The sequence below is a fragment of the Streptomyces pseudovenezuelae genome (genome assembly GCF_029892565.1).
GTDB lineage: Bacteria > Actinomycetota > Actinomycetes > Streptomycetales > Streptomycetaceae > Streptomyces > Streptomyces pseudovenezuelae_A.
On sequence record NZ_JARXVH010000042.1, the window covers coordinates 1 to 13,005 of the forward strand.

At 68.2% G+C, this 13,005-nt stretch carries 15 protein-coding genes and 1 pseudogene; 14 read left to right on the plus strand and 2 right to left on the minus strand.

Annotated features, from left to right (window positions below):
- Nucleotides 1-91 precede the first annotated feature (91 nt).
- Nucleotides 92-880, plus strand: a pseudogene (locus M2283_RS50115) (IS5 family transposase); the annotation flags it as partial.
- On the plus strand, nt 877-1,290 hold the full coding sequence (locus M2283_RS50120) for a hypothetical protein (RefSeq protein ID WP_280883320.1): 414 nt from the start codon (nt 877-879) through the stop codon (nt 1,288-1,290). The pseudogene M2283_RS50115 and the gene M2283_RS50120, both read left to right, overlap by 4 nt.
- A gap of 260 nt (nt 1,291-1,550) precedes the next feature.
- Here M2283_RS50120 and M2283_RS50125 read toward each other — a convergent pair whose 3' ends face one another.
- Nucleotides 1,551-2,093 (minus strand): GNAT family N-acetyltransferase, encoded by a 543-nt coding sequence (locus M2283_RS50125; RefSeq protein WP_280883321.1) that lies wholly within the window; start codon nt 2,091-2,093, stop codon nt 1,551-1,553.
- A complete protein-coding gene (locus M2283_RS50130) occupies nt 2,090-3,373 on the minus strand; it encodes an XRE family transcriptional regulator (protein WP_280883322.1) in 1,284 nt (427 codons plus the stop codon). The genes M2283_RS50125 and M2283_RS50130 overlap by 4 nt, the downstream gene beginning before the upstream one ends.
- 425 nt (nt 3,374-3,798) lie before the next feature.
- Here M2283_RS50130 and M2283_RS50135 point away from each other — a divergent pair, with 425 nt between their 5' ends.
- The 12 genes from M2283_RS50135 to M2283_RS50190 all read left to right on the plus strand — a co-directional run bounded on the left by M2283_RS50135 (nt 3,799) and on the right by M2283_RS50190 (nt 12,961).
- On the plus strand, nt 3,799-4,146 hold the full coding sequence (locus M2283_RS50135) for a hypothetical protein (RefSeq protein ID WP_280883323.1): 348 nt from the start codon (nt 3,799-3,801) through the stop codon (nt 4,144-4,146).
- 42 nt (nt 4,147-4,188) lie between these two features.
- The gene (locus M2283_RS50140; protein WP_280883324.1) at nt 4,189-5,628 is read left to right on the plus strand and encodes an ATP-binding protein; all 1,440 of its coding nucleotides are present in this window, start codon (nt 4,189-4,191) and stop codon (nt 5,626-5,628) included.
- A 19-nt stretch (nt 5,629-5,647) separates the two neighbouring features.
- Entirely contained in the window at nt 5,648-6,136 is a 489-nt protein-coding gene (locus M2283_RS50145; protein WP_280883325.1) for a roadblock/LC7 domain-containing protein, read from the plus strand.
- A complete protein-coding gene (locus tag M2283_RS50150) occupies nt 6,133-6,528 on the plus strand; it encodes a DUF742 domain-containing protein (protein ID WP_280883326.1) in 396 nt (131 codons plus the stop codon). The genes M2283_RS50145 and M2283_RS50150 overlap by 4 nt, the downstream gene beginning before the upstream one ends.
- Before the next feature lie 4 nt (nt 6,529-6,532).
- On the plus strand, nt 6,533-7,132 hold the full coding sequence (locus tag M2283_RS50155) for a GTP-binding protein (protein WP_280883327.1): 600 nt from the start codon (nt 6,533-6,535) through the stop codon (nt 7,130-7,132).
- Entirely contained in the window at nt 7,129-7,713 is a 585-nt protein-coding gene (locus tag M2283_RS50160) for a GAF domain-containing protein (RefSeq protein WP_280883328.1), read from the plus strand. Before M2283_RS50155 ends, M2283_RS50160 begins: the two co-directional genes overlap by 4 nt.
- Before the next feature lie 69 nt (nt 7,714-7,782).
- Entirely contained in the window at nt 7,783-8,877 is a 1,095-nt protein-coding gene (locus M2283_RS50165; RefSeq protein WP_280883329.1) for an acyl-CoA dehydrogenase family protein, read from the plus strand.
- 6 nt (nt 8,878-8,883) lie between these two features.
- Entirely contained in the window at nt 8,884-9,045 is a 162-nt protein-coding gene (locus tag M2283_RS50170; RefSeq protein ID WP_280883330.1) for a hypothetical protein, read from the plus strand.
- 54 nt (nt 9,046-9,099) lie between these two features.
- Complete coding sequence (locus M2283_RS50175) at nt 9,100-10,002, plus strand: GntR family transcriptional regulator (protein WP_280883331.1); 903 nt, start codon at nt 9,100-9,102, stop codon at nt 10,000-10,002.
- Nucleotides 9,980-10,933: an endonuclease/exonuclease/phosphatase family protein gene (locus M2283_RS50180; RefSeq protein ID WP_280883332.1), complete on the plus strand. Its 954-nt coding sequence runs from the start codon at nt 9,980-9,982 to the stop codon at nt 10,931-10,933. Before M2283_RS50175 ends, M2283_RS50180 begins: the two co-directional genes overlap by 23 nt.
- 380 nt (nt 10,934-11,313) lie before the next feature.
- The gene (locus M2283_RS50185; protein ID WP_280883333.1) at nt 11,314-12,021 is read left to right on the plus strand and encodes a hypothetical protein; all 708 of its coding nucleotides are present in this window, start codon (nt 11,314-11,316) and stop codon (nt 12,019-12,021) included.
- Between the two features lie 97 nt (nt 12,022-12,118).
- Nucleotides 12,119-12,961, plus strand: coding sequence for an endonuclease/exonuclease/phosphatase family protein (locus M2283_RS50190; RefSeq protein ID WP_280883334.1), 843 nt, complete (start codon nt 12,119-12,121; stop codon nt 12,959-12,961).
- The last annotated feature ends 44 nt before the right edge of the window (nt 12,962-13,005 follow it).

A 13,005-nucleotide genomic window follows, 5' to 3' on the forward strand; every position in this document is an offset into this window, starting at 1 on the left:
GAGACCTAGACACCTCTCTCAACGGCACGGGAGCCCTGTCCGTTGCCTACGGTCCCGCTGTCACCCGTCCGGGGGCCACTCTGAAAACCCTCAGTGGGCGCTGGTTGAGCCGGTGATCGCCGCGTGGAAGGCCGCGCACCGCTCGGTCAGCGGCCATCAGGGCCGGTACGAGATGCGGGAGATCGTCAACGCGCTCCTCTACCAGGGGCGCACCGGATGCCAGTGGGACCTGCTTCCGCACGATCTGCCGCCACGTGGCGCGGTGATGTACTACTTCACCAAGTGGCGCGACGACGGCACCGACCAGACCATTCACGACCTGCTGCGCTGGCAGGTGCGGGAGAGGACGCGGCGGAAGGCGGACCCGAGCCTGGTGGTGCTCGACACCCAGAGCGTGCATGCGGCGGCCGGGGTGCCGGCGGAGTCGACGGGGTGTGATGCGGCAAAAAAAGTACCGGGCCGCAAGCGCGGCCTGGCCGTTGACGTGTTGGGCCTGGTGATCGCGGTGGTGGTGCTCGCCGCGTCCGTGCACGACAACGCCGCCGGCATCGCGCTGCTGGACAAGGTCGCCGCCGACACCGACACCGTCCAGAAGGCCCTGGTCGACCAGGGCTTCAAGAACGCCGTCGTCGCCCACGGCCAGACGGTGGGCATCGAGGTGGAGATCGTCGAGCGCAACCCAGGCCAGACCGGGTTCGTGCCGATTCCCAAGCGGTGGATCGTGGAGCGCGCCTACGGGATCTTGATGCTGCACCGCAGGCTGGTGCGCGACTACGAGCACCTGCCGCGCAGTTCGGAGTCGCGGGTGTACTGGGCGATGACCGCGGTGATACTGCGCCGGCTGACCGGGGCCACCGCTGCTGCCTGGTGCAGCGCATGACCGGCGGAGAGCTGACCTTCGGGGCGGTGCTGGTGCGGCTGGAGGAGCGGGAACGGGAGATCACCGCGCAAGCCGACGCGACGAGGGAGCAGATCGCGCAGCTGACCGCACGGCTGGACGAACTCTGCCGGGCCGCCGAGGAAGTCCGGATCACCCGCAAGACGCTGCTCGAGCTGCCCGATCCGCAGCCGCCCGCGGCGCCGGTCCCGCAACTGCCGGACTACCAGCAGATCATGGCGGTGTTCGCCACGGCCGGCACGCCGCTGCGGGCGCGGCAGGTGTGCGAGGCAATGGACATGGAGATCGCGCCCAACAACATCAACAACACCCGTCTGAAGCTCAAACGGCTGACCGAGCGCGGAATCCTGGTCGAGACCGAGCAGGGCTTGTTCACCCAGCCGCGGCCGTAGCCGCCCGGCGACGCCGCAGTCAGCGCACTTGCCCCTCCCGAAAGAGCGAAACAGACATCAAGTCACGTACCGCCCTCTCACAGCCGTGCGAGACCGTTAGCCCAGGCTAGGCGACCGCGGCCCACTCGTCGGCGCGCTGCACTCGCGACCCGCTCAACGCGGTCCCGCTCTGTACGGTGCCCCGCCCACGCAGCAGTTGCAGGAGCCCACGCCGGGCAGAGCTCGCCAGATCCAGAGAGTTGGTGCAGACGCTGCCCGGATCAGCGGGCGGCGCGGATCATCACGGTGAGCACCGGTGACGCTGGTGAAGGCTGACTCTGGCCAAGGTCTTGGTAGCCCCACGACTGGTAGAGCCTGTGGACCTTCCCGTCGCCGGCCGCCGGATTCACCATCAGCGTCGCGTACGGCTCGTCTCGGGTGGCGAGGAAGGCGTCATGCATTCGCCGCGCGGTCCCAGTCCCCCGCCATGCGTCTCGTACGCCGATCTCTTTCAGGGCCACAGTGGCGTGCTTGGTGTAGTCCTGGGCCGGTTCCGGCGTCGTGCGCTGCCAGTACCGGTCTCCACGTTCGATGCGGTTGCCGTAGGTGTAGCCGACAGGGTGTCCGTCTGCGTACGCGAGGACGAGTGTGAACCATGGCTCGGCTCCGTGCCGATCAAGTCGCTCGCCGAAGGCAGTGACGGCGTAGTTCGGCAAATGGAGCAGCGGGGCGCGCACTTCTGCGTAGACGTCGACCACATCGCCGCGGACGGGGCCCAGCTCGGTGAACGTGCGGAGTTCGATCGTGGATGCTGCCGAGGTCATGTGGTCGCCTTCCAAACGTCGCGGGTGTGCTCGGTCCAACTCTGCGTGGCGGAGCTGCGCGGCGCCCGCGCACGTAGCGCAGCGCCGAACTCTTGCAGCATGCGGGACACACGGGCGTGCTGGGTAGCGGCGTCGGCAGGTACTTTGCGAGCTGTGTCTACAGCCGCCTCGAAGTCTCCTTGCGCGAGTTGGGCGTGCGCGAGACGCGTGGTGGTGATGGCGTGGGACCGGCGCATGTGGGGCCGTAGGGCGGCCAGGCAGCGGTGGGCGTAGAACTCGGCGGTCGGGTAGTCCCCGAGTGTGAGGAAGGCAGAGAGGGCGAGGTGGTCCAGTTCCGCCTGATCGTAGAAGGCGAGCAGCCACACCGGCCGGTAGCCATCTGGGTCCATTCGCTGGAAGGCGTCTTGCGCCTGGTCAAGCGCGCGGCGGGTACTCGTCCGGTCATGCGCAGCCCCGTGGATGGCAGCCTGTCGGGCCAGGCCGAGCGAGGCGAACATGGGGTCCCGGCGCGTGATGTGCAGGTTGCGTGCGACGTCGTTCGCGGCGAAGGCTTCTCCCGGGCGGCCGGTGTGTCGGTACATCGCCCCCGCATGGCTCCAGATGCGGAACTTGATCGCCTGGTCACCGGACATCTCGGCGAGAGCCTGTGCCTCGCGCATATGGGCCTTTGCGTCGCTGTAGCGACGGCCATCGATCGCCGCCCACATGGCAGAGGACCGGAATGATGCAGCGCATCCGTACAGGCTGCTGCGCACGCGCTGAGTGGCGCTGCCGGAGTTCTGCAGGTTCAGTGCCTCGTCGGCGAGAGCTGCGGCGTGCTGCTCGATGCCGAGTTGACCACCGTAGCGGTGATCGCTGGCGATGACCTCGGCGAAGCGTTGTTGTAGGCGGCCGACGTCACTCATGCCGATACGGCGCGGTCCAGTGGTACCGGGGGCTGCTGCTGCGGCGGCAGCATAGATTCCGCCGACGACGAGATTACGTCGCTTCATATCCGGGTCCTCCTGCGGTCCGGCCGGGGTGGACGAAGCCCGGCGCCGTGGCACGAACCCTAAGGCTGTAGCGGGTACGCCGCTGACAGTCTCAAGTGCCGTGCGGGTAGCGGTTTTAGGCCATCGGACCCGCCCCGCCTTCCAGTCCCGGACGGAGGAGCCGTCCAGCCCACCGAGCCTCCCGGTCAGCTTCTCGAGGGCCTTGTTCACGGCGTCAGCCAGGGTGTTGGAGCTATAGCCGTGTTCCTCCATCCACGCTTCAAGGGCCTCATTGCGCGTGGCATTCATGCACGCACCGTAGCGGCATGCTGTCCACACGTCAGGTAAAGCACTCGCCAAATCGTCCTAGGGTGTTCTCCCGAACAGGCCTCCAACACCCTAACCAGGGGCCCACGTGCGGCAGTTACCTGGTTACTCGCCAGCTGCTACGCGAGCGGCATCCACTGACGCTCGGCCACCGCGCTCGCCGAAGTACCCCGTCCACAGAGAACCTTCGGGAGCCTCCCGTGAACCCCTCAGAGCACCGTACAAGTACCCCCGCAGACGCAGCGGGCGCACCACCGGACGTCGGCACAGTCACGCTGCTTCCTTCCGTCGGCAACGCGGCTGCGGAAGTCGTGATCACTCCGCTTCCGCTGCGGAGGGAGGAGGACCCCGCGTTTGAGTGGGACACGTCGCTGCGAGCCAGTGTGGCTGCGAATGCTGTCGCGCGGATGCAGGCTCGGACATGGCTCACGATCGGACGCTGGCCCGGCGACATCGACATCGCGGCTGCGGTCGCCGGGCAGCTGGTGGACAACGCCGTGCGCCACGCCGAGCCCTTCGACGATGGCAACATCCTCTTCCGCCTGATCGTCACGGCGGGCACCCACGAACTCCTTGTCGAGGTGGATGACGCGTCCCACGAATTCCCAGGCTTCGCGACGGCGGCCCACCCGTTCCGGGAGCCGACCGGTCTGTGGTGGGTGGCTCGCCACGGGGGACGCCTGTCGTGGGACGTGAAGAGGGACACCGGTGGCGCGGTCGTAGGCAAGACCGTGCAGGTCATCCTCGCCACCTGAATCACACCTGCCCCGTACGCCGCATCTGACTCCGAGGACCCCATGCCTTCGCTGCGACCCGCTACTCGTCCGGCCGTCCATCGCCGCAGACGACGCCGTTCCCGGTTAGACCGCGCACGGATCGACGCCTATTTCCTCGACGAGGTCGCCGGCGTCCTGTTTGCCCCGCTTGCCTGCCTCGCGGTTCTGGCGTGCGCGACTGTCCTCGCCGCCTGGGCTTTCGACGTCACTGTCGTGCCGGTCGCCATCAGTCTCGTGGGCAGTGTGCTCGTCGCGGTGCTCGTAGGCGGCGTCCGCGTGCGCGCCGTGGCGGCTTCCCTGCGGCGCCACCGCAACACCGAGTTGCAGAGTGTCCAGGAAGCCGTGCAGGCGACGGAGAAGAGTGTGATCTGGACGGCTGAGGAGCTGTGCCGGGGGTCGCGTCCTCGGCTCCCGGCAGATGCGGACTGGCCGGACGACGATCCTCTCTACCAGGTGCTGGGGCAGGTCAGCAATCTGCAGCTGCAGAGCGCTCATTCGTTGCTGCGGGTGCAGGACGAGTCGCAGGCCGCCGTGCTGGTGACGATGCAGCAGAAGCTGGTGCGGCGCCAGCATGTCCTGATCGGGGAGATGCTCGAACTTCTGACGCTCCAGCAGCAGGGCACCGAGGATGCGGAACTGCTCGACGGGAGCTACAGGATCGACCACCTGGCGACGCGGTTGCGTCGCATGGTCGAGAGCGTCTCCGTCGTCTTGAACGGCGAGGCTCTGCGTGAGACCCGGTCTCCGGTTCTGGTCTCCAGGCTGTTGCGTGGAGCGAAATCGGAGGTGGTGAAGTACCCCCGGGTGCGGACCGTGGACGGCGACGTGGGCGGCGCGTTCGCCCTTCCTGCCCACGTCCACCCGGATATCACGCACCTGCTGGCCGAACTCATCGACAACGGCCTGGACAACTCCCACCCGGACTCCAAGGTCACCGTGCGGGCGCAGAAGGTGGCCCACGGCTTGGCCTTTGAGGTCGAGGACCGGGCCCTGCTGCCCATGGCCCCCGCCGTGCGGGACAAACTGAACGCACTGCTGAGCAACCCGAGCCACGCAGACATCGCAGAGCAGGTCCGCAAGGGCAGCCTGGGACTGGTCACCGCCTCCAAGATCGCTGCGAAGCACGGTCTTCGGGTCTGGCTGTCGATGAATGAGACGGGTGGCACGACCGCCAACGTGGTCGTGCCCAACCAGTACCTCGTACCCACCGCGCCGGTCATCGCCACCGTGCCCGTACCGGCCAGCCCGGGCGGCCCTGCCCGTCAACTGGCACACGCGCGTGCGACTGAGCAGCCGCAGGCCGACACGCGTGAAGGCGCCCTGCCGAAACGAACGCCTGGGCAGTTGGTACCGCCCCTCAGGCAGGAGCCCGCAGGTCCGCCCCCGGCCGCGAACCCCCAAACGCCGGCCGACTGGCGCACCGGCTTGCACGCCGGACTCCAGCCCCCCTCCCAGCCCTGAATCCCCCGGAGCCTCCGCCATGACCCACAACACCACCACTCCCCCCGTCAACTCCCCCAAGGCGGTTCAGGGGCAGGCGACACGCTTGCTCGACGAATTCGTCAAGGACACCGCCGGCGTCACCCACGCGCTGCTGGTAACCCGGGAAGGCTTGAGGCAGGCGTCCGTCTCCCACATGGAGGACGACTGGGCTGACACGGTGGCCGCGGCATTCTCCGGGGTGGCATCGCTGGCCCATGGAACCAAAGGGCCCACCAACAAGACGATGCCGGCGAGCCAGGTCCTCATCGAGCGGCCCGACACCCTCTTCCTCATGACCGAAGCCGGTACCGGAAGCGCGCTCAACCACACCGGTGAAATCGTGTCGACCATCCTGGTCGTGCTCGCCCGCCCGGACGCCAACATCGGCTCCGTGGGCTACGCCGCCGGGCAACTGGTGCAGCGTTTCTCCCCGTTCATGACCACCCCGGTCCGCACGCGTGATGGCCAGGACGCCGGTGTCGAATGAACCCCCGCCCCGGTCCGGCCCCGTTACCGGACGACACCGCCGACATCGTGCGGCTGTACGCGCTCACCGACGGCCGCACCCGCCCACGTCACCAACTCGACATGGACACCGTCCTGGGGCCCGGTTCCCGCTCTCCGCAGGGCCTGCCCGAGGAGAGTACGCGGATCATCGCGTTGTGCCAGGAGCGCACCCGGCCGCTGGTCGAGCTGGCCGGGATGCTCGGCCTGCACGTCACCGCGGTGAGGGTCCTTGTCTCCGACCTGATCGACGCCGGCGCCTTGAAGTTGCCGGTGTCGGATACGCCCGGCGAGGACCGCGAGGCGCAGCTACTGCGCGCGGTGGCCGCAGGTCTCAAGCGGAGCTGGGCACATGCCATGGCGAAAGCCGGGTGACGGCATGACACCGCCAGACCAGCCCGTCGAGCGGGCGAAGATCAAGCTGGTGATCGGTGGAGGGTTCGGGGTGGGCAAGACCACCGCGATCGGCGCCGTCAGCGACATCGATCCCCTCAAGACCGAGGAAGTCCTCACGACGCGCAGCGCGGCGACGGACAGCCTGCACGGCGTCGAGGACAAGACGCAGACGACGGTTGCCTTCGACTTCGGCCGGGTGGGCTGGGACGGTGACACCCCAGTCGAGCTCTACCTCTTCGGCACCCCGGGCCAGCCTCGCTTCTGGAGCCTGTGGCACGACCTGTGCGACGGCGCGCAGGGCGCGGTGGTCCTCGCCGATACCAGGCGGATCGACTCCAGTTTCCCCGCGGCGGACTTCTTCGAGCACAAGGGCCTGCCCTTCGTCATCGCCGTCAACACCTTCCCTGGCACCAAGCCGCGCACGCTCGACGAGATCCGCGACGCCTTCTCCGTGAAGGACACCGTGCCGCTGGTGGTCTGCGACGCCCGCGAGGGCGAGTCAGTGGCCTCAGTGCTCCTCACTCTGATCGAGCACATCTTCAGGACTCGCTTCCCCGACCTCACCCCCTTGGACGTGTCATGACTTCCCCTTACGCCCCTGTCCCTGCTACTGCGCAGCACCAGATCGAGATCTTCACCGACAACCCGGCCACCGAGGTCAAGGAGATGGCCGCCCGGTTATCCCGCTTCGCCGAGCTGGGCATCACCATGCAGGGTCAGGAGATCCTCGACGACATCGCCACCCAGATCGCCGACCAGACCGGCTTCGTGTGGGGCATGGTGAACGCCTTCGGCAAGGAGCAGACCTTCCTGGGCCTGCACAACCCCCCGTCGGAGTCGGGCTATCCCATCGTCGGCCGCACCATGAGCCGCGCCCACGGCTACTGCCCCGAAGTCGTCGAACGCCGCCTGGGCCTGCCGCTGCCGAACGTGGCCGCATCCCCCCGCTTCCAGAGCAACGCTGTCGTGGATGCCATCGGCATCCAGGCCTATTTCGGCGCCCCGATCATCGACGCGGTGACCGGCCTGGTCCTGGCGACCGTCTGCGTCATCGACCCGGAGGTACGCACGCTCGCCGACTGGCGGCGCAACCAGGGGATCGTCCGTCAAGGCGCCGGCATAGCCGCCGACGTCCTCAAAATCCCTGCCCTGCCCGTCCCCTAACTCTTCGCGTCTCGCCGCGGTCTTTGCCGCAGCCGTCCTGTGAGCCCCTTTCAGGGAGAGGGACCGACCATGTCCACGCCCACCACCCCCGTCAGTCTCGACCGGTTCCTCACTCCTGCCCACAGGGCCCTGTGGAAAGCTGCCGACGACTTCGCCGCCGAGGAGATCCAGCCTCGGGTGGAGCGCATGGAGCGTGCCCCGCACCGCGTGGACCGGAAGATCGCGCGGCTGCTGGCCGCCCGCCGCTGGTTCGGCGTCACCGTGCCCGAGGCCTTCGGCGGCATGAACGCCGGACACGTCGCCAAGACGATCCTCATCCACCGCCTCGCCCGCATCTCCGGCGCGGCCGCTGCCATCCTCCAGGCCAGCCTGATCCCCGTGGCCGCCCTGGTGCACTACGGCACAAAGGACCAGCACCACACGCTGCTGCCCGCGGTGGCCGACGCCAGTGTGCTGATGTCGATCGCCGTGACCGAGCCGGACCAGGGCGGCCACATCGGCGGCATGACGACCGCAGCCGACTGGAACGGACGCGCCTGGGTACTCACCGGCGTCAAAACGCACGTCGGCAACAGCCACCTCGCCGACACCCACGTCGTCATCGCCCGCACCGCCCCCACCACCACACGCACCTCGAAGGCACTGACCGCATTCCTCGTCAAAAGCGGCCAGCGGGGAGTCACCCTCGCGCCCCACACCCGCAAGCTGGGGCTGCGCGGATTCAGCTTCGGCCAGATCACCTTCGACCGCGTGCGCGTCTCCTCCAACGACGTGCTCGGCGAGATCGGCCAGGGCTTCGATGTCGCCCAGTTCAGCAGCATCCTCTACGGACGGCCCAACCTCGCCGCGCTCTCCCTGGGGCTGCACGAGACCGCTGTCTCCCTGACCGCCCAGTACGTCAGCAAGCGGCCTCGCTACAAGGGCAAACTCGCCGACCTCAGCGTCATCCGAGACCGACTCGGCGAGATGTCCGCCCGGCTGCTCATGGCCAAGATCCTGGCCTATCACGCCGTCGACATGCTCGACCGCGGCCTGTCCTGCGACGACGAGCTCATCGCCGCTAAGACACTCGGCCATGAACTCGCCGCCCAGACCGGCAACGACGCCATGCACCTCCACGCCGCCAACGGCCTGGACGAGAACCACCCCATCCAGCGCATCTGACGCGACATGCAGACCACCTACGCACCCGCCGGCACCGGCGAAGTCCAACGCCGACGCCTCGCCGACAACCTGCTCCAGGAGCAAGCCGGCACCAGCCGCCGCACCCCGTATTCCGTTCTGCACGCCAACCGCACACAACCCGTTGCCGACCAGGCGGTCGGCGTCTAAAAGCCCCCCAGCCGCCGAAACGGTCCCGCACACGTCAACTCATTCGAAGGAACGATGGTGACCATCACCAGCCTGCCGGTGCCGCCTCACGAACCGGCAACTGCTGTTACCCGAAGCAGTTCGAGCCGCCCTTTGAACGCCAAGTCCCTTCCGAAGTGGCAGACGCCTCTTCAGGATCTGCCCGCCTACACGGCGGACCAGAGACTGCGCCACGATGAGCGGTTGCTGTACGGGGCCGCCGCAGCCAAGGCCCGCGCAGCGGGCGGGTCCACGACCGCAATCGCCGCCTTCATCGGCTGCTCCGAGGGCCTTGTGTACCGGCTCCTTGAGTCGGTCTGTGCCCCGGACGACTCCTACGACGTGCGATGCACGGAAAAGATCCTCCGCGACCGAATCCGCGCCGGTACATACAAGAGCGGCCACGCGCTTCCTGCGATGCGTGACCTGGTCAAGGAACTCGGCGTTCCCCTGACTGCCGTCATGCGTGCCCTCTGCCGGCTGGAGGGGATAGGCGTTGTCCTGAGATTCCTGGCCCGCGGCTATGTGGTCATCAACCGCGATGCCCCGCCCACCGGACTCTCCATGGAAGTCCGAACGCAGAACGGCCAGACAGCCACCTGGCCGCTGCCGGGAGCCATATCCCATATCCGCAGCATGGTCACCGCCCGGATCGAGGACGGCACCTATGCCGAAGGCAGCCGGTTGCCTACGAGACGGGCCCTCGGTGAGGAGTTCGGAGTTACCGAGAGCCTGATGCAGTACGTCCTCAAGCCGCTCAAGGATCAGGGCCTCCTGATTTGGAAATCGCCGGTCCCAGGGACCTTCGTCCACCCCTCGGCCCGCAGCCTCCTGACGGATACCGGCGCTGGTGGCGCGGCGCATCCGCACCACGGCAACCAGAACCTCTCGACCACCAGCACGAAGGAGGAGAGCAGTGCGGACCTCGACCTACGGTGAGGAAGTCGTCACGATCATCGACCTGAACCTGAAAGAGGACGGAGGCGAATACGCTGGTCCCGAGGGGGATTTACCGAAGCCCTGGATAGACGCCCATCACAAGATCCTGAAACCCCGCCGGCCCGACGTGGTGTTGAGGCAGGAGGCCTCGGACCAACTGCGGCTGTCGGCCGCCGCGAGGGTGCTGGGCATGAAGGGCTTCCTGTCGCCCAACGGCGTCGGCCGCCATCCGACCGCCCTGCTCGTGCGGCCGCAGACGTTCCCGATCCACAAACGCATGCCGTACGACCCGCTCTTCTGGCGCAACCCACCGGCGCTGGTCTCAGCCCGCTTCGCCGACGTACCCGAGGCCGAACTGCTGCTGGCCTCGTGGCACTGCGCATTCAACTCCCCCCGGGGCCGGGAACGCGAGGCCGACGAAATCACCGCGTGGGCCGACCGGATGGAACGGCGCGGCGGGCTCATCGGCGGAGGCGACGCCAACGAGTACCCGCTGGAGGACGGCGAGAGCGTTCCTCCCATCGACTGGTCCACGGTCACCGACCACCGCCACGTGACCCACCGGACCAACCTCCGTCCGGACGGATCCCGTGACAGCTGTACGTACCTGGACCGGACCCTGCTGACCAGCGGCCTGCACGACGCGGCACGATACGCCGCCCGGGAACTCGGCCAGGCCAAAGCCATCCAGGCGACGGCAGGCCACTCCCGCCCGGATCAGGGCGGCCCGCGCAGGATCGACCGCGTCTACCTGGACGGCCGGATCGTGCGCGCGGTGCTGGCCGTCAACGTCCTGGATACCACCGGCATCAGCGACCACCACGGCGTCGAAGTCGTCCTGTCCCGCCGAGCTCTGGCCGAAGCGCTGCGCCGCGACCACGAGCCGGTGCCACCCGACCGGGCCGCAGCGCTGCCGAGCCCTGCGGCCTGACACAGCTCCCGCGCACGGTCACCCCCGTGAAACCGCATGACCGTGCGCGGGTCCGACACCCTGCCGCACTGAGCGCACCCTCCCCCTCTCTGCGGCAGGAGGTGCAGCACCTCGTTCCCCGGCCGGACGGTGGTCGGGGAACGAGGCCCAACTCCCGGCCCCTGGAGGGCCGGGAGGGTCTGATCCCTGGTGGGTCCAGACCCCCGTCCCGGTCTCCGTGGGGTGGTGCCCACGGGCCGGGACACCCTCCAACACCCGCACCCGCACTACACGAGAGGTTTGTGATGGTCGGCGTTCTGACCACTGATCACCCTGCCTGGCACCACCACGCCAGCGGCACGTACGTGCGCGCGGTGCGCGCTGGCTCCGGAATCTGGGTCATGTCGTATGACAGCCAGGGCCTGCGTATCGACTGTGTGGAGGGCCCTGAGGACGTCAAACCGTCCTTCGTCGTCACCGATCCCGCCGACCTGCCGGCCGCCGTCCCGGCCGCGCTGCGCGAGCCGCTGACCGAGCTCGGTGTCTCGCAGCGGCTGGCCAATCCGTGGCTATGGGACGCCATCACCATCGCCGTCCTGCGCCAGGGCGTACACCCGGACCGGGCCGTCCGTCTTTACCACACCTGGTGCGCCGCTTACGGAATCAACGTTGAGGGCCCGTTCGGCCCTGTGTACCTGGCGCCCGACCACTCCGCGGTCCTCGGCATGCCGAGGAGCAGCTTCGCCGTCGCCGGCGTGCAATTCCACTACAACGCGTTGACGAGCGCGGCCTCGCTGTACCAGCAGCACCACCTGGAAATGCAGCGCCTGGATGCCGCCGCTCTGGCCGACGCGCTGATGAGCCTGCCCCATCTCGAACCGTGGACCGCTCGGGTGGCCGCCGCCGACTTCACGGGCGACTTCAGCATCTACCCCTACGACGACCTCGCCGTGCGCAGCCGAGCCGCAGACATCGCACCCGACTACTCCTGGCCCGCCAGGAAAGACGACGCCTTCGGCGCGCTGTGGACTGGCTGGTGCGGTGACGACAGCACCGCCCGCCACACCCTCACCCTCTCCACCCTCACCTGGCGAGAGCACGCCCGATGACACCGCGGACTTCGGCGTCGCATGCCGCTGACCGCAAGCACCGTCAGCACCCTCACCTTCTCGTTCCGATCACCACGACTGGACGGTTCATATGAGAATGCGCGCCGTGACCTGGAATCTCTTCTGCGGCGGCGTAGATGGTTCCTCGGAGGAACGCCTCCACGCGCAGGCAGAGATCCTCAATGAGCTGGAGCCAGACGTTCTGACCTTGTCGGAGTGCTCCTGGTGGGACGAGGCCGAGGAACGGCGCCTGCTGTGGATGGCCCACATGCTGGGCCTGACTCCGGTGTGCATGGCCCGCTCGCGCATCGGCGACGGCCGCAACTACACCACCCTGCTCTACCGCGCCTCGAGGCTGCGTCTGGTGGGCCGGCAGCGACTGGGCGAAGGCGTCTTCCACCACGCGCTGGTCCGCGCGCGGCTTCGGCCCCTCGACGAGGACAGCGACCGCGAGGACTTCCTGGCGCTGGCCACGCATCTGGCCTGGACCGACGGCGAGTGCAGGCTGCGAGAAGCCCGGTGGATGACCGACTACGCCGGCGACTTCCCCGGGCGCCCGCCCCGCGCCCTGCTGCTGGGCGATCTGAACTGCCCCAGTCCCCAGGACCGGATCGACTGGAGGAAAGTGCCGAAGAACCTTCAGTCGCGCTACCGGCTCGTCAACGCCGACGGCACGTTCGGGGACGCAGACACACGAGCGCTCGGCGTCCTGACGGAGTCAGGGTGGCAAGACCCGGACACCCTGCTCTCCACTCCCCGGGCCGCGACCGTCGGCTACTACTACGCCAACGAACCCGTTCCCCTGCGTCTGGACCACATCCTCACGGCCGGATTCACCGTCCACGACTACCGCACCCACGACACAAAGGCGGCTCGTCAGGCCTCCGACCACCTCCCCGTGGTCGCGGTGGTGGACTCCGCACCGGGCACCACTCCCTGACCATGCCGGGACGGCATCCGGTCCACGGAGCGACGCCACCCATC